This window comes from Nanhaiella sioensis, from assembly GCF_046557775.1.
Taxonomy (GTDB): domain Bacteria; phylum Bacillota; class Bacilli; order Bacillales; family SM2101; genus Nanhaiella; species Nanhaiella sioensis.
On the sequence record NZ_JBKAEG010000001.1, the window covers coordinates 3,357,964 to 3,375,034 of the forward strand.

Annotated in this window: 18 protein-coding genes; 14 read left to right on the plus strand and 4 right to left on the minus strand. The window is 33.5% G+C overall.

Features of this window, described 5'->3' with window-relative positions:
- The first annotated feature begins 40 nt into the window (after nucleotides 1–40).
- Entirely contained in the window at nucleotides 41–505 is a 465-nt protein-coding gene (locus tag V1503_RS15525; RefSeq protein WP_410628059.1) for a 2-thiouracil desulfurase family protein, read from the plus strand.
- 586 nt (nucleotides 506–1,091) lie between these two features.
- Nucleotides 1,092–1,982, plus strand: a complete 891-nt coding sequence (locus tag V1503_RS15530; protein WP_410628061.1) for a DUF4349 domain-containing protein — start codon at nucleotides 1,092–1,094, stop codon at nucleotides 1,980–1,982.
- A gap of 74 nt (nucleotides 1,983–2,056) precedes the next feature.
- On the opposite strand, the gene sigK is transcribed toward V1503_RS15530, so the two are convergent.
- Nucleotides 2,057–2,770, minus strand: a complete 714-nt coding sequence (gene sigK, locus V1503_RS15535; RefSeq protein WP_214480356.1) for an RNA polymerase sporulation sigma factor SigK — start codon at nucleotides 2,768–2,770, stop codon at nucleotides 2,057–2,059.
- Between the two features lie 203 nt (nucleotides 2,771–2,973).
- Here sigK and V1503_RS15540 point away from each other — a divergent pair, with 203 nt between their 5' ends.
- The gene (locus V1503_RS15540; protein WP_410628064.1) at nucleotides 2,974–4,764 is read left to right on the plus strand and encodes a M3 family oligoendopeptidase; all 1,791 of its coding nucleotides are present in this window, start codon (nucleotides 2,974–2,976) and stop codon (nucleotides 4,762–4,764) included.
- Between the two features lie 180 nt (nucleotides 4,765–4,944).
- Here the strand turns inward: V1503_RS15540 and V1503_RS15545 are convergent, their stop codons facing one another.
- A complete protein-coding gene (locus tag V1503_RS15545; protein WP_410628066.1) occupies nucleotides 4,945–5,307 on the minus strand; it encodes a VOC family protein in 363 nt (120 codons plus the stop codon).
- A 657-nt stretch (nucleotides 5,308–5,964) separates the two neighbouring features.
- Nucleotides 5,965–6,105: a sporulation histidine kinase inhibitor Sda gene (locus tag V1503_RS15550; protein ID WP_410629448.1), complete on the minus strand. Its 141-nt coding sequence runs from the start codon at nucleotides 6,103–6,105 to the stop codon at nucleotides 5,965–5,967.
- Nucleotides 6,106–6,696: 591 nt separating this feature from the next.
- Here V1503_RS15550 and V1503_RS15555 point away from each other — a divergent pair.
- The 8 genes from V1503_RS15555 to V1503_RS15590 all read left to right on the plus strand — a co-directional run bounded on the left by V1503_RS15555 (nucleotide 6,697) and on the right by V1503_RS15590 (nucleotide 12,031).
- Nucleotides 6,697–7,212 carry a YqeG family HAD IIIA-type phosphatase gene (locus tag V1503_RS15555; protein ID WP_410628068.1) on the plus strand — a complete coding sequence of 172 codons (516 nt, stop codon included), beginning with the start codon at nucleotides 6,697–6,699 and terminating at the stop codon, nucleotides 7,210–7,212.
- A 4-nt stretch (nucleotides 7,213–7,216) separates the two neighbouring features.
- Nucleotides 7,217–8,323 carry a ribosome biogenesis GTPase YqeH gene (gene yqeH, locus V1503_RS15560; protein ID WP_214480349.1) on the plus strand — a complete coding sequence of 369 codons (1,107 nt, stop codon included), beginning with the start codon at nucleotides 7,217–7,219 and terminating at the stop codon, nucleotides 8,321–8,323.
- A gap of 339 nt (nucleotides 8,324–8,662) precedes the next feature.
- Nucleotides 8,663–9,505, plus strand: a complete 843-nt coding sequence (gene aroE / locus V1503_RS15565) for a shikimate dehydrogenase (protein WP_214480348.1) — start codon at nucleotides 8,663–8,665, stop codon at nucleotides 9,503–9,505.
- Nucleotides 9,499–9,792, plus strand: a complete 294-nt coding sequence (gene yhbY / locus V1503_RS15570; RefSeq protein ID WP_320207845.1) for a ribosome assembly RNA-binding protein YhbY — start codon at nucleotides 9,499–9,501, stop codon at nucleotides 9,790–9,792. Before aroE ends, yhbY begins: the two co-directional genes overlap by 7 nt.
- Nucleotides 9,793–9,804: 12 nt before the next feature.
- Nucleotides 9,805–10,374 carry a nicotinate-nucleotide adenylyltransferase gene (locus tag V1503_RS15575; protein ID WP_410628072.1) on the plus strand — a complete coding sequence of 190 codons (570 nt, stop codon included), beginning with the start codon at nucleotides 9,805–9,807 and terminating at the stop codon, nucleotides 10,372–10,374.
- Nucleotides 10,364–10,951 carry a bis(5'-nucleosyl)-tetraphosphatase (symmetrical) YqeK gene (yqeK, locus tag V1503_RS15580; protein WP_320256809.1) on the plus strand — a complete coding sequence of 196 codons (588 nt, stop codon included), beginning with the start codon at nucleotides 10,364–10,366 and terminating at the stop codon, nucleotides 10,949–10,951. Before V1503_RS15575 ends, yqeK begins: the two co-directional genes overlap by 11 nt.
- Nucleotides 10,938–11,294, plus strand: a complete 357-nt coding sequence (gene rsfS / locus V1503_RS15585) for a ribosome silencing factor (RefSeq protein ID WP_214480343.1) — start codon at nucleotides 10,938–10,940, stop codon at nucleotides 11,292–11,294. Before yqeK ends, rsfS begins: the two co-directional genes overlap by 14 nt.
- Complete coding sequence (locus V1503_RS15590) at nucleotides 11,291–12,031, plus strand: class I SAM-dependent DNA methyltransferase (protein WP_410628075.1); 741 nt, start codon at nucleotides 11,291–11,293, stop codon at nucleotides 12,029–12,031. Before rsfS ends, V1503_RS15590 begins: the two co-directional genes overlap by 4 nt.
- A 100-nt stretch (nucleotides 12,032–12,131) precedes the next feature.
- Here V1503_RS15590 and comER read toward each other — a convergent pair whose 3' ends face one another.
- Nucleotides 12,132–12,950 carry a late competence protein ComER gene (gene comER, locus V1503_RS15595; protein ID WP_320256811.1) on the minus strand — a complete coding sequence of 273 codons (819 nt, stop codon included), beginning with the start codon at nucleotides 12,948–12,950 and terminating at the stop codon, nucleotides 12,132–12,134.
- An 89-nt stretch (nucleotides 12,951–13,039) separates the two neighbouring features.
- Here comER and V1503_RS15600 point away from each other — a divergent pair, with 89 nt between their 5' ends.
- The 3 genes from V1503_RS15600 (at nucleotide 13,040) to V1503_RS15610 (ending at nucleotide 16,958) form a co-directional block, all read left to right on the plus strand.
- A complete protein-coding gene (locus tag V1503_RS15600) occupies nucleotides 13,040–13,648 on the plus strand; it encodes a helix-hairpin-helix domain-containing protein (protein WP_214480337.1) in 609 nt (202 codons plus the stop codon).
- 296 nt (nucleotides 13,649–13,944) lie between these two features.
- A complete protein-coding gene (locus tag V1503_RS15605) occupies nucleotides 13,945–14,514 on the plus strand; it encodes a ComE operon protein 2 (protein ID WP_214480335.1) in 570 nt (189 codons plus the stop codon).
- Between the two features lie 134 nt (nucleotides 14,515–14,648).
- Complete coding sequence (locus tag V1503_RS15610) at nucleotides 14,649–16,958, plus strand: DNA internalization-related competence protein ComEC/Rec2 (protein ID WP_410628078.1); 2,310 nt, start codon at nucleotides 14,649–14,651, stop codon at nucleotides 16,956–16,958.
- Nucleotides 16,959–17,071 lie beyond the last annotated feature (113 nt).

The window sequence follows — 17,071 nt, forward strand, 5'->3', positions numbered from 1 at the left end:
ATAGTAAGGATGAACATTTTCATAGGGAGGCCGCATATAAATGATATTAGTAAGCGCTTGTTTAGCAGGAAATGAGTGTCGTTATGATGGAAATCATAGTTTACATCATATAATAAAAGATTTAGTTGATAAGAAAAAGGCTGTAGCGGTATGTCCAGAAGTGTTAGGAGGCTTAGCTACTCCTAGGGAACCAGCTGAAATTGTCGGTGGCTGTGGCAAAGATGTTCTTAGTGGAGATGCAAAAGTACTATCAATTTCAGGACAGGATGTTACTGAACAATTTATAAAGGGTGCTTACGATACGTTAAAAATCGCTAAACAATATAAAGCATCTACTGTAGTCTTGAAGGAAAATAGCCCTTCTTGTGGTTCCACATACATTTACAATGGGGATTTTAATGGGATGAAAATAGCTGGTAACGGAGTTACAGCTGCATTGTTGGAGAGCCATGGATTCAAAGTCGTCTCAGAAAATAACTTCGGTGAACTACTCAATCAGAAATAAAACCTTGCTTTAGAAATGTAGCTTAATATATCAAACCATGATTGTAGGTGCTTTTTTCGAAACTTTTTTGCTAATTGTACTAATTTAGAACGGCTCGAGGGATGATACAGCTATTATCGTTATTAAAGATGAAATATACCCTGAATGCTTGCTTATATCATAGTGTTCAACGCGACAACAACCTTTTCAGATGTATAAATGTAACAAAATGGTTCGAAAATTCGTCTATGCTTTTAATAGACTGTTTTCTAATAGCTCGTTGTTTTTTAGGCTGTTTTCGCATTGACTGTTGTTTTTGATTCTTAGATATAGACACGTATACTTATTGCGTTCGTGGTCTCCTTACTTCTCAAAAATCTATAAATCATATCAAATGCACCATTTACTCAAATAAAAGTGAAAAAAGCTACAAAGTATATGAAAATAGCCCTTTCTTAAATAGTAAAAAAACACCAACAACTAGATTTTGGTTTACTTTCTTTAAAACGATGTAAACCTAACACCACTACTTCATCATAGATTTTTTTATATAGCTAACAACAGAGTTTACGAGATAGTCTATCAATAACAGGTGAGGGTGGTAGTCTTGAAGCATATATTTAAAAAGCTTTGTATGGTTGTTTTTATCAATTTACTATTATTTGGTTGTAGCTCGTACAATGAAGGTAAAGCAAGTTTATCAAATGAAAATACAGCTGAAATAGCAATGGACTTAACCACATCAGAAGAATCTGCACCAAACGAAACAGAGATAACAAATAATCCAAACCAAGACAGAATGGTTATTTATCAAGCTAATATAAGGATGGAAGTGGAGGATTATGAACGAACGTTTAAGCAAATTCAAATTGATGCTGAAGCTATCGGGGGTTATATCGTTCAATCAAATGTGTATAACGAACATAAAGAACAGCTTGAAGGTGCAGTAGTATTACGGATTCCTCAAAATAACTTTTACTCATTTCTAGATAAACTTGAACAATTAAGCGTGAAAGTTTATTCAAAAAATATCTCTGGCGAAGATGTGACAGAAGAATATGTCGATTTACAATCAAGATTAAAGTCAAAAAGGATTGTAGAGGATAGATTATTACAATTTTTAAAAGATGCCAAGGAGACAAAAGATGTACTTGCCATCTCACAAGACTTAGAGAGAGTTCAAGAGGAAATCGAGCATCTTGTTGGTAGGATTAAATATTTAGATAACCAAACTAGTCTATCGACAGTGACTGTGTCAATGATTGAAAACAAAGTCGTTATAGCTAATATTGATAACGACGGGTTAAACACTTGGGATAAAGTAAAAAAAGAATTTGTAGAAAGTATTAATGGACTGATCAGTTTTGCCTCTACAATGCTTGTGCTTATTATTGGTTACTCTCCAATATGGCTCTTGATCATTACTATATTTATTGGTGTTTTTTATATAGGGAAGATATTCAAAAATAGAAAACTGCAAAAAGATAAACAAAAATAATCACAGTGGCAAGGACAACGAAAATATTACTCTATAGTTGTAGGCTTATCGTAGGTGTAATAAATTTCGTTGTTTTATTTTCTCCCTCTTTCTTTTTCAGCTCGATAAAATTCATGGAACATTTTCATTAATGCTCTTTTTTCAATGCGAGAAACATAGCTTCGAGATATACCTAATTCTTTTGCAATTTCCCGTTGAGTTTTTTCTTTTTTTAGATCTAGACCAAACCGTCCAATAATGACTTCCCTTTCTCGTTCATCAAGTATATCGATATATTCTTTAATCTTTTCTAACTCCATATTTAATTGAATCGTTTCAATCACGTCTTCAGCTTCTGATTTTAATACATCAATCAAGCTAATTTCATTACCTTCTTTATCTTGCCCAATTGGATCATGAAGTGAGACATCTTTTTTAGTTTTTTTCAAAGCTCTTAAATGCATAAGTATCTCGTTTTCAATACATCTAGCTGCATATGTCGCAAGTTTTGTTCCTTTTCCTGAAGAGTAACTCTCGATTGCTTTAATTAAACCTATCGTACCGATGGAAATTAAATCTTCTGCATCTTCACCAGTGTTTTCAAATTTTTTCACAATATGTGCAACTAAACGTAAGTTATGTTCAATTAATATGTTTCTTGCATGTTCGTCACCATTCGCCATGAGCTGTAAATATTTTTTTTCTTCAGAGGGAGACAACGGTTGTGGAAAGGCATTGTTTTTTACATGTGATACTAAAAAAACTAACTCCTTTATGAAATAACCTAATGCAGATAAAATTTCTGTCACCCAATCACCTCCACATTCATTCTCTAGGCAAAAGCCTATTAATAATTCTTATGAGCGTGATGTGGATTTTGTGTCTGTCCCAGCAAAAAAGGCAATTTAAACAATTATAAATGCTATTAGTAGCGAATTAAGTTATTTGAATTTTTTTATAGAATAAAATAATATGAAGATATAATAATTTTATAGAGGAGAGGTATGTCAGAATGAATAATGCTTATTTAGATACATGGGACTTAGAGTCTATTTTTAAAGGTGGAAGTGATTCTGAGGACTTACAAAATTATATTGAACAAATTGAAATAAATATGAAGGAGTTTCAAAATGCCGTACAGGCATTTGAATCACCTAGCGGCGGGAATGATGTAGAAGGTTTACATAATCTTATTCATCTCTTTCAATCAGTTGCAAAGAAAATTAGACAGACGGGTGCATTTGTAAGCTGTCTTCAGGCACAAGATACTTCTGATGTGAAAGCTAACATATTACGTGGTGAAATTACCCAATTGAATGCAGCTTTTGCAACGATTACTACACACTTTGATGAACATCTTGTGTCAATAAGTGATGAAGTGTGGGGTCAATTACTATTAGATCCATTATTAGCAGAACTGTCATATGTATTAACTGAACGCAGGAAACGTGCAAGTGAAAAGCTACCCATTGAACAAGAAGAGCTTATAAATTCTTTATCTGTTGACGGTTATCACTCTTGGGGACAAATGTATAATTTAGCTGTTGGTAAGATGAAAATCCCATTTGAAGTAGATGGAAAACTCCAAAATTTATCAATAGGTCAAGCTGCCAATCAATTTTCAAGTAAGGATAAAGATACAAGGGAGAGCATGTTTGAAAAATGGGAGCAAGCTTGGGGAGAGCAAGCTGATTTTTATAGCGAAATATTAAACCATTTAGGAGGCTTTCGCTTACAAGTATACAACAAAAGAGGTTGGGATGATGTCTTAAAAGAACCGCTTGACATTAATCGTATGAGCAAACAAACATTGGATACGATGTGGTCAGTTATTACAGATCTTAAGCAACCATTTGTCGACTATTTAAATAGAAAAGCAAAACTGTTAAATGTAGAAAAACTAAGCTGGAGTGATTTGGACGCACCTGTTGGTAAAACTGACTCAACAGTTACTTATCAAGAAGGTGCAGAGTTCATCTTAAAACAATTTGGCTTGTTTGGGGAACAAATTACTAATTTTACACAAAAAACATTTAATAATAGATGGATTGAAGCAGAAGATCGATCAGGAAAACGACCAGGTGGCTTTTGCACAAGTTTTCCTGATAGTGATGAATCTCGTATTTTTATGACTTTCTCTGGTACACCATCAAATGTATCAACTTTGGCACACGAGCTAGGACATGCTTTCCATCAACATGCGATGGGTGATGTACATCCACTAAATCAAAGTTATGCAATGAATGTTGCTGAGACAGCATCAACCTTTGCTGAAATGATTGTGGCAGATGCAGCAGTGCAGCAGGCAAATTCAAAGGAAGAAAAGATTGCTTTACTTGAGGATAAAATTCAGCGAAGTGTAGCCTTTTATATGAATATACATGCTAGATTTATGTTTGAAACTGCGTTTTACGAAGAGCGTAAAAAGGGTATGGTTAGTACAAAACGACTAAATGAACTAATGCTTCAAGCACAAAAAGAAGCTTATTGTGACTCATTAGAGCAATATCATCCGCATTTTTGGGCTTCTAAGCTACATTTTTATATTACAGGAGTGCCATTTTATAACTTTCCATATACATTTGGTTATTTATTCTCACTTGGAATTTATAAAAAGTCTCAAGAAGAAGGTAAACAATTTGAAGAAAAGTATATCGCTCTTTTACAAGATACAGCAAGGATGACTGTTGAAGAGTTGGCACATAAACACTTAGGAATTGATTTGACACAAAGAGATTTTTGGGAGCAAGCAGTAAAACTCTCTATTGAAGATGTCAAGCAATTTATGGAATTAACTGAATAACATAGGGGTTTTGTTGAAGTTCAGCGTGTTGAAATTGAGGTGCAGATCGAGAAAACACAATCATTTCTCATCGTAATCGCAATTAATCACCAAGCGAATTCTTATCAACAAAGAGTTTAGGGGAAACCCCTAAGCTCTTTGTTTTCTTCATCTAAATACTAATATGAATTAAAAAGGAACCTAAATTTCTTGAATCATCTCTACTCTGTTTCCGAACGGATCTCTAAATTCAAAACGCTCAAAATTTGGAATAGGTACTCCTTCAATGATCTGAATGTTATATTGTTCTAACACGTTTCGGCAATAAGATATATTCTCTACCTGATAAGCTAAATGAGCCTTTGTTGATAAGCGGTCAAAACCATCTTCTGTACCTATATGTACATCTCTATCTCCTACTGTTACCCAAAACCCTCCACGTCCTTTTAACGATTCAGGCTTTTCTTTCTCAGGTAAACAAAGAATCCCGCAATAAAAGTTTTTTCCCTCTTCTTCAGCCCCTTTTGGAATAGTTATCTGAGCGTGATGTAAACCAAGGATCATAAAACCCACTCCCATTATTAATAAAAATTTATATATTTTCTACAACTTTATAATCATAGAAGTTGCTAAATTCTCTTTTATTTTATAAATCTATATACGATAAGTAAAATATTTGTTATTTATGATGTTTGATAAGTATTACTTATTGTTGTCATGATTTTCTTCAAACCATTCTAATGTTTTTACTTCTATGTCTTTAACATTATCGATGGTTACTGTGTAAAATTAAATTCATTTAGGTGGCCGATATTACTTAAGGTTCTTTTCGTATTACATTGTTGCTTTTTTACACTTACATTTGAGTAAGTAACTGACGTGTTGTAAGTTACACTCAAAGTCTATAGAGAAGAAAAGATGTCTCTAGTTGTGTACGTGTTTTTTCCTTAATACGAAAAACAACAATCAATTTGAAAACAGCCCATTGCGAAAAGAAAAATCCAAAGTTAGCATCAAAAGCAAAGAGAGAGGAGATTAGCAAGAAGTGCTATCCTAGCTAGATTTTATAGGGGTGTCAACGTCCGAGATTATATATGAGCCATTAATCAAATATTCCTATATTAAGAAATCTTACTGTTTACACAGCTTCAAAATTTCTACTTTCCAAGAAAGTGAATGGCATCTTAGTGGTTCAACTAAGACCTAGGAGTTTGCTTGCTCTTATGAGGGAATTTTTATTTTGTTGTTCAATGACCTACGATTTATTTCGAGTTTAATTAAATGGATAAATTCATTGCTAAGTTTAAGGTCCATCGCTTTAATATAAGATTGAATTAAAAGTTCATCTGATAAACGTTTCATATCAGCTGCCAAATTGGCATGTCACCTCCTAAACAAGTCATCTTTTTTTAGGCTCTTTTGTAAACTTTTAGCCTAGTAAAACAGCAAGGTGATGCGAATGCGACTTTCATCTTTAAAAGATGTTGGTTGTGATTTTCTAAAGACGAACAGCGGTCATCAATGTGAAAACAGCCTTTATTAAATGTAAGTAGGTATAGTAGTCATCGTTTTTACAAACGCTTAAAGGAAAATAGTTTTTGGAGTTCTAAATGATGTGGAGTAAACATATTATGGTAAGTTGATTAGATTATCTTCACTTTAACATGAATAAATGTAGAGAACAACCGTTCTGTTATCCACAGTTTGAGGTGGACAACCTGTGGGTAAGTTGTTCATAAGTTTCTTTAGGGGCGTTAAATCAGTATGTATAATGTGTATAAAATTATCCACATTTTTTATTGGGAATATTTTGTCGAAAAGTTTTTTGCTAATTATTGAATAAAACAACATTTGACAAAATGTCAATAAAAGATTGTTTTGAAACTAAACACAAAATTAGGTATGATAATAAGGTTATATAGAGACAATCAAAAGATTAAGGTGGTATCTGAATTGCTTAGACATTTTCTACCTAATGAACACGTGAAAAGTGTATTAGATATTAAAGCGCAACACCTTCAGGAAAAAGGAATTAAAGGTGTGATAACGGATCTAGATAACACATTAGTGGAATGGGACCGTCCGAATGCAACACCGAGGTTAATTGAATGGTTTAATGATATGGAGGAAAGCGGCATTAAAGTTACAATCGTTTCAAATAATAATGAAAAAAGGGTAAAATCTTTTTCAGATCCTTTGCATATTCCATTCATATTTGAAGCAAGGAAACCTTTAAAACGTGCATTTGGAAAAGCGCAAAAAAGCATGGAGATTTTAAAAGAAGAAACTGTTGTTATTGGAGATCAACTATTAACAGATATATTAGGTGGGAATAGAGGAGGCTATCACACGATTCTTGTCGTACCTGTTGCACAAACAGATGGTTTTTTCACTAGAATTAATCGTAAAATTGAAAGACAACTTTTAGCTTGGATGAAGCGAAAAGGCATGCTTTATTGGGAGGAATAAATAAGTGGAAAATGAACGGATTAGCTGTATCGGCTGTGGCGTAACCATTCAAACAATTGATCCTGATGGAATCGGTTATGCACCAAAGGGTGCACTAAATAAAGGAAATATTATTTGTAAAAGATGTTTTCGGTTAAAACACTATAATGAAATTCAAGATGTATCCTTAACAGATGATGATTTTCTAAATATTCTAAATGGAATTAGTAAAACAGATGGATTAGTTGTGAAAATTGTTGACATCTTTGATTTTAACGGCAGCTGGTTACCTGGGTTACACCGGTTTGTGGGCAATAAAAATATTCTACTAGTCGGTAATAAAGTTGATTTATTACCAAAGTCTGTGAAACATACTAAGGTGATCAATTGGATGAAGCAATCAGCTAAAGAATTAGGCTTGCAGCCGATTGACACGTATTTAATTAGCGCTACAAAAGGTCACGGTGTGCGTGAAGTTGCAGAAATGATTGAACAATATAGAAATGGTAAAGATGTATATATTGTCGGTTGCACAAATGTAGGTAAATCTACATTCATTAATCAAGTAATTAAAGAGTTTAGTGGAGATGAGGATGTCATAACAACTTCTCAATTTCCTGGAACTACATTAGATATGATAGAAGTACCATTAGATGATGGCTCTTCTCTATACGATACACCTGGAATTATAAATCATCATCAAATGGCTCATTTTGTTGATAAGCGAGATTTAAAGATTATTTCGCCTAAAAAAGAAATCAAACCAAAGGTTTATCAGCTTAATGAGGGCCAATCTTTATATTTTGGAGGTCTAGCACGCTTTGACTTTATAAAAGGAAATAGAACATCATTTGTTTGTTACGTTTCCAATGATTTAGCAATACACAGAACAAAGCTTGAAAATGCAGATGATTTATATAAAAAGCATGCTGGGGACCTTTTACAACCTCCGCGAAAGGAACATGTTGATGAATTTCCACCCCTAATCGCTCATGAATTTACGATTAAAGAAAGAAAAATGGATATAGTATTTTCTGGTTTAGGTTGGATAACTATAGATGAGCCAGGCTTAACAATTTGTGCGCATGTACCGAAAGGTGTGGGTGTATCAATTAGAAAGTCACTAATATAATCATTGACAATTGCTTTAATTTATGTGAAGTTGCACATGAAACAGTTAATGCGAAATGAATATAAATCTTTAAACATTAAGTATATTTCACAAACTTTGTTGTATTCGTTACTGAAATAGAACAGTTTTTGAACCAAGATAAAATGATGCTAATAGACTATGTTGTGTTTAAACTTTAATTTAGGGTCTTTTTTCGTAAACTTTGTTGCTCATGTCATTGTTTTACAGAAAAGGATGCTACGAACGCTTGTTATGTATGTGGCAATTTCTTACGACGACAAACAACAAATGCAAATACAGCCTGCTTTAAAAATAGATTTTAATAGGGGATGAGGAAAAGTGACAAAATTATTTGGACTAATTGGTTGTCCAGTTGCTCATTCATTGTCACCACAAATGCATAATGATGCTTTTGCTAATTTAGAGATAGATGCAAAGTATCAAGCGTTTCATGTTGAACCAGAAAATTTAGAGAATGCAATATTAGGGTGTAAAGCTCTACAAATTGCTGGTTTTAATGTTACAATACCACATAAAGTAAGTATCATGAAGTACTTAGATGATATTGATCAACTAGCTGAGCAAATAGGCGCTGTAAATACAGTTGTAAATAATAATGGAAGATTAATTGGATATAATACCGATGGACCAGGCTATGTTCGTGCTTTAGCTAATATGGTTACATCACAATTAAATAGCAAAAAGATATTAATCATTGGTTCAGGTGGAGCTGCTAGAGGGATCTATTTTTCACTCGCAAAACATGGAGTGCAGACCATAGACATTTGCAATCGAACGATGACTACCGCAGTAGAGTTAGTAAAACAATGTCAGTTTGATGTACAATCATCGGCGTTGACTTTACATGAAGCCGAAACACGCATACATCATTATGACATTATTATTAATACTACATCTGTAGGTATGAGCCCCCAAACCAATGCTGTACCTATAAGTACAAAAAACATTAATAAGAACCATTTCGTATCTGACATTATCTATAATCCACTTGAAACAAAATTGTTAACAGAAGCACAAAACAATGGAGCAGTGGTCCAAAACGGCGTAGATATGTTTGTTTACCAAGGCGCCCTAGCGTTTGAAACGTGGACCAGTATGTTTCCAAATACAGATCGCATGAAAAATATTGTGTTAAATAAACTAGGAGGAACAACATGCTAACAGGAAAACAAAAAAGATTTTTACGTTCAAAAGCTCATCATTTAACTCCAATTTTTCAAGTAGGTAAAGGTGGGGTTAATGAAAACATGAATAAACAAATTGGTGAAGCACTAGAAGCAAGAGAACTATTAAAAATAAGTGTACTACAAAATTGTGAAGATGATCGCAACGTAGTTGCTGAAGATATAGTGAATGGTACAAAGGCTGAATTAGTTCAAATAATAGGTAACACGATCGTATTATATAAAGAATCAAGAGATAACAAGCAAATTAAACTGCCTTCATAGGGTTAGTTACGTATGAAAAAAGTAGGAATTATTGGTGGGACATTTGATCCTCCTCATAATGGACATTTATTAATAGCAAATGAAGTTTTAGATAAGCTACATTTATCAGAGGTCTGGTTTTTGCCAACGTATACACCTCCACATAAACAACATAAATATATATCAAGTAGTGAAGATAGACTTAAGATGCTGCGACTCGCAATTGAAGATAACCCGTTATTTAAGCTAAATACGATTGAAATTGACCGACAAGGAGTATCATATACGTATGATACAATGAAGACATTGATTGAAAAGTATAGTGATTACAAGTTTTATTTCATTATTGGTGCTGATATGGTGGAATATTTGCCTAAATGGTATAAAATCAATGATCTACTGGAGTTAGTAACATTTGTAGGTGTCAAAAGGGAGCAATATGATTTGAACACGAATTACCCTATACTACAAGTAGTAATTCCACAGTTTGATGTTTCTTCTTCATTGCTGCAACAGAGATTAAAAGAAGGCAAGACGACTCACTATCTTATGCCGAGTAAGGTTAGACAATATATTGCGGAGAATAGGTTATATGAAACGTGAAGAAGCTTTACAAATTGTAAAAGAACAATTAACTGAGCATCGTTATCTACATACGATTGGCGTTATGGAAACTGCACTTAAATTAGCAAAGCGGTACGATTGTGATCAAAAGCAGTGTGAATTAGCTGCTATCTTTCATGACTATGCAAAATTTAGATCGAAAGAAGAAATGAAAAAAATCATCATTGAGCAAAAAATGAATCAAAATTTATTGCACTTTCATAATGAACTATGGCATGCACCAGTAGGGGCTTATCTAGTACAAACAGAAGTAGGTATTGAAGATTTAGCTATCATTGATGCGATAAAATATCATACTTCTGGTAGAGAAAATATGACTTTACTTGAAAAAATTATCTTTTTGGCTGACTATATTGAACCTGGCAGGCATTTTCCTGGTGTAGAAGAAGTAAGAGCTATAGCTTCTCAAAATTTAGATGATGCTGTCATTCAGGCTTTGCATAACACGATGATGTTTTTAATGAACAAAAAACAGTTAATTTATCCGGATACATTATTAACGTATAACGATTTACTTATGAAAAAAACGGAGGACCAAAAATATGACAAATCATGACTTGTTATTACTTGCTGCCAAAGGTGCAGATGATAAAAGAGCAGAGCAAATTGTAGCTTTAAATATGCAAGGTATTTCACTTATTGCTGATTATTTTTTAATTTGCCAAGGGAATTCTGAAAAACAAATACAAGCAATTGCAAAGGAAATTAAAGATCTTGTTGAAGAACAAGACTATACGGTTAAACGACTCGAGGGCTATGATGAAGCTCGATGGGTTTTAATAGATATTGGAGATGTTGTAGTGCACATTTTTCACAAGGATGAAAGAAGCTATTATAATCTTGAAAAGCTTTGGGGAGATGCACAGAGGGTAGACCTACAACAAGAGCTAAGTCAATGACATACAATCATTTTGCATATTACTATGACCGCTTAATGAAAGATGCCCCCTATGATTTATGGCTGAAGTTCGCGAAAGAAAATATAACAAAGTATAGAATTGGTCCCAAAATACTTGATTTGGCTTGTGGTACGGGGGAATTATCCATCCGATTAGCAGATGAAGGATTCGATGTTACGGGTGTAGATATGTCAGAGGATATGCTAGCTGTAGCTTTGGAGAAGTCATTGTCCAATAAACATTCGATCTCATTTATACAAAAAGATATGAAGGAATTATCAGGGTTCCCGTTATTTGATTGCGTTCTTATATTCTGTGATTCTTTAAATTATTTAATAGAACAACAAGACGTTGAACAAACCTTCCACCATGTATATAATCAACTAGAAGATGGTGGTTTGTTAATGTTTGATGTTCACTCTGTAAGTAAAATCAGTAACTATATAGCAACACACACTTTTGCACACCATGAACAAGACATTAGTTATATTTGGCAGTGTTTTGATGGTGAACTTGCGAATAGTGTAGAGCACGACCTAGCCTTTTTTGTGAGGGAAGAAGATACAGAGTTATATGCACGCTATGATGAAACTCATACGCAACGTACGTTTTTAATAGATCAATATGAACAGTGGCTTGTTCAAGCAGGATTTACTGTACTGTCTATCAGTGGAGATTTTACCGTTGAACCAGTGAATGAACAGACAGAAAGAATATTTTTTGTGGCAAAAAAATAAAACTTGTTACATACAATCAAAGGGTCAGACTGAATACAGTCTGACCCTTTGAAACCAAATGAAAAAATTTTGAAGGGATTTTGCTTAAAATGTAGAATAATTAAATGAATTGGTTATGAACATCCTCTATATCTTCACAAAACTTGTCATGGGTGCTTTGAAATAAATGTTCAAACATGTCGCCTAGTTCTTTTTCTAATACTGCGATACCTACCCCAGTAACACCGCCTTTTACACATACCTTCTCCTGAAGCGTTTGTAAAGTGAAAATATCTTTTTGTAAAAGCTCACCCATCCCAATTATCATTCCTGTCGCCAAAGTAGTTGCTTGCTCTCTCGTAATCTCCGTCTCATTTGCAGCCGCATCGATAAATCTCTGTATTAAATAACTGAAAAATGCTGGTCCACAGCTTACTATATCAGATGCTACTCTGGTCACTTGTTCTTCAATGAGAACGGGTTCAGATATATTTGAAAATAAGTAATTAATATAGGATATATAATGCTGGCTACAACTTTCGCCAAAGGATATTAATGAAATTCCAGAAAACGCTCGATTTGTAATACTTGGAATAACCCTTGCAACTTGACAGTTTACCATAGATTCAATTTGATGTACTGATATTGGACTAGTTATTGAAACGAGACATTTATTATGTGTTAAACAAGGTGAAATTTGTTGTAAAAGGGGGTGAATTTGTAGTGGCTTAACACAAATAAAAATGATATCTGACTGGTTTATGACATCTTCAGCATCAGAAGTAACTGTTATTTCAGGGAAGTTTATCTTAATTTTTTCTGCTTTTTCAATCGTTCGATTGAATATACACAGTTTTGATGGTAATAGAGCTTTTGATTCAATAAATGCCTCAATTAACACCTTGCCCATATTTCCGGTACCGATAATCCCTACATTCATTGTAATATCCCCTCCTGACGTAACAATATCTCTCATATACAATATGATTTTTATTTTTAATTTATGACTGAATTGAAAGGAGCTTAATAATGGAATTTCTAAGAAAATATCAGCAGTATTGGTTTGTTGCTTTAATAATTTTAATTATTTTGACTGGTATTGTTGTTAATATGATAACGAGACCTGATGAAACAGCTATCGTTGACAGTAGTTTACCATCTTTTTTGGAGCAACAAGACAAACCGATTGCAGAAAGTAGCACGGAAGTATCTCATGTGATATATGTCGATATAAAAGGAGCCGTCACATCGGAGGGCGTCTATGAAATGGCAGAAGGCTCTCGGGTAATGGATGTTATTGAACAGGCAGGAGGAGCATTAGAGTTAGCAGACATGTCTAAAGTAAACTTGGCACAATTGGTTTATGATGAAATGGTTCTTTATGTACCTAAGCAAGGGGAGGAGGGGTATGATTTACAATATTCATTAATGGAAAAAGAAAAAGATAAAGTAGATCTAAATCGTGCCACGATGGCTGAATTAGAATCTTTGCCAGGAATTGGAGGTAAAAAGGCTGAGGCGATTATATCGTATCGTGAGGAGTACGGCTCATTTCAAGCGGTTGAAGATTTGTTAAAAATATCTGGAATTGGTGAAAAATCATTAGAAAAGTTGCTTGAATACGTAGTAGTGAGGTAAATGGATGAAATTGTGATGACCTTATCATAAATTATTTTATGATTGCTGTATTAAATAATTATACGAGGTTGTTACGCAATGATCAGCATTTTAAAGTAGAATTACTGGCTCGAATTTCTTAGTAGAAAAACAACCACAAAAAACAACAGAAAAAGCTGTTGAGAAGCTTACTGTTTATAAAAATACTTTCTACGATTGATTGTTATTAGTATTCAAAAAGCATGATATCGAAAATTGACGAATCTACACATCTTTCATTACACTATTGATATATTGAACATATTGGGGGAGTCTTTATGGAACGCATTTCATGGGATCAATATTTTATGGCACAAAGTCATTTACTAGCATTGCGAAGTACTTGTACAAGGCTTGCTGTAGGTGCCACAATTGTAAGGGATAAGAGGATAATTGCTGGTGGATATAATGGATCTATAGCAGGTGGCACACATTGTATTGATGAGGGTTGTTATGTAATTGATAACCACTGTGTGAGGACGATTCATGCAGAAATGAATGCTATTTTACAATGTGCTAAATTTGGGGTTCCTACAGAAGGTGCTGAAATTTATGTTACACATTTTCCATGTCTACAGTGCTGTAAAGCGCTTATACAAAGTGGAATAAAGGCAGTATATTATGCGAACGATTATAAAAACCATCCGTATGCACTAGAAATGTTTAAAGAGTCTAATATATTGGTCGATCAAGTTGAAGTAGATGAAATGATTATTGATTTAAAAAATCAAGAAAAACTGTTATTCGTCACCTCGTTAATTAAGAGGTTGGCTGATGAAGGTTTAGATAATAAAGAAATTAGTAAGCTACATGATGAGACAAATAAGCTGTTTACCTCATATGTGTAAATAGCCAAGCCTTGAAAATCAGTCAGACACAAATGGAGAACGTAGTAGGTGGAGACCGCTCTCCACCTGTATTTGTATCTAAGAGCTAGAATGTTATGAGCTATTAATAACACCTTCGTATTAAGGAGGTATTTATGAACAAAAGTTACATATATGCTTTAATAGCAGCTGTATTAGGGATATTAACCTCATATCACACATTACATCCTACCGTATTGTTTTGTTTACTCCTTTATGTTGTTTACGTATTTATTAGAGAGAAATTTACTACAGCCGTTATTTTCTTCGCACTGTACATTTTTTTCTTCCTTTATTCAACTTATATAGATGAACAAAATAAAAGTAACATCTCTTCAACAGCTACCGGATTTATTATTAAATTTACTTCGGATATTCAAATTAATGGTAACCAGTTAACGACAACAGTCAAACTTCCAAATAAGGAAAAACTGTTATTACGATATAAAATAAGCTCTAAAATGGAGAAGGAAGCTTTATCTTCTATACAAATAGGTATGAAGTGCTATTTAGAAGGGACACTTGAAGAACCAGCTAATGGTAGAAATCCTTATGAATTTAATTATAAATCATATTTGCGAAGCCACAGAGTGCATTGGATTCTTAAACCAAAAAGCATTCAATTAACTCAATGCTCCACAGATGGTATGACGGTGTATGATCACATGTTATCAATGAGACAAAAAGGTATCAAGTTTACGATGGACAATCTTTCTACCGCATCGTCAGGGTTCGTTACAGCATTAATATATGGATATCGACATGCTATAGATGAACAAGTGTTATCCTCTTATCAGAAATTAGGTATCGTTCATTTGTTAGCCATTTCAGGACTACACGTTGGGTTTGTGACAGGTTTCATATATTTAATAGGCTTGAGGATTGGCATAACACGTGAAACAATGACTAATTTACTACTAATTATCATCCCTGTATACATTATTGTAGCAGGAGGATCACCTTCGGTAATGAGGGCAGGTTTAATGGCATGGTGTGTATTCTTAGCCTTTAAATTGTCATTAAAAGTCCACATCATCAATATTCTAAGTATCATTTGTTTATGTATGTTACTCATCGATCCGTATCAGTTACTTGAAGTTGGGTTTCAGTTGTCATTTATCGTTACTTATTCATTGATTTTTTCAGCCAGCAAAATTATCGGGCGCAGAAAGAATAGGATATCCCAATTATTATGTGTGTCAGTAATTGCTCAATTATCATCATTACCAATTATTGTATATAATTTTTATGAATTATCTCCCCTTAGTATCCTTCTAAACCTTATATTCGTACCATTTTTTTCTTTGTTTATTCTCCCTTTGTCATTTATAACATTAACCAGTTTTTTCATTTATCCATCAATAGGTAAGTTGCTTGATTTATGCCTTTCTTTTGCTCTAAATAATGCAAATGAGTTTGTTTCTTTGTTATCCAGTATTTCAATATCATCTCTTACATTTGGAAGACCAACTACAATCGTTATGTTTGGGTATGCATTTAGTATTATTCTGTTCTTTACATATTTAGAGAAAGAAGGGACTTGGAGAAGGTTAACCGTTCCGGTTTGTATATTTTTCATTGTAGTATTGTTTAACTGGAACTGGTATTTTTTTAGCAGCCAAGGGGAAGTCATAATGCTTGATATTGGTCAAGGCGACAGTATATTAATTACACTTCCAAATCGAAAGTCGGTTTATTTAATTGATACAGGAGGTTCTATTCCATTTACTCAAGAATTATGGCAACAGAAGAGTAACAACTTTCAAGTAGGTGAAGATGTAATATTACCTTTATTAAAAGCAAAGGGTATTAGAAAAATTGATAAATTAATTTTAACTCACAGTGACATGGATCATGCAGGAGAAGCGTTTACGTTGTTTGAAAACATCGACATAGACGAAGTAGTATTGTCTAATACAAAGCTTGTCACTAATTTTGAAAAGGAATTAGTTGCAAAAGCACTATCTTCAAATGCACATATAACTTTAGTGAAAAAAGGTGATCAATGGCTAGATCATGGGTATACATTTTATGTATTATCACCAAGTGGAACAGAAATAGATGAGAACAATCAATCAATTGTGATTTTCACCTCTATCGGTGGTTTAAATTGGCTTTTTACTGGAGATTTAGAGGCGGAAGGAGAGTTGTCACTTATTAGATCCTTTCCGAATTTATCAAGTAACGTATTGAAAGTTGGTCATCATGGTAGCGATACTTCAACTACAGAACAATTCCTTTCAGTCATCAACCCATCAATTGCATTAATATCCGCTGGCAAAAATAATAAATTTAATCATCCGCATGAAAAGGTAATAGATCGTTTAGCTATAAGAAATATTCGTATATTTAGAACAGATAAACACGGAGCAATCATATACACATATACAAATGAAACTGGAACCTTTTACACAACATTACCATAACATAAATTAAGAAAACGTAGGCCGCTCCAATATTATCTCTTCTAAGCAGTCTTAACAGTTATTTTAAAGTAAGCTGTTTATTTCTATGTACGAAAAAAATCAATGCGAACACA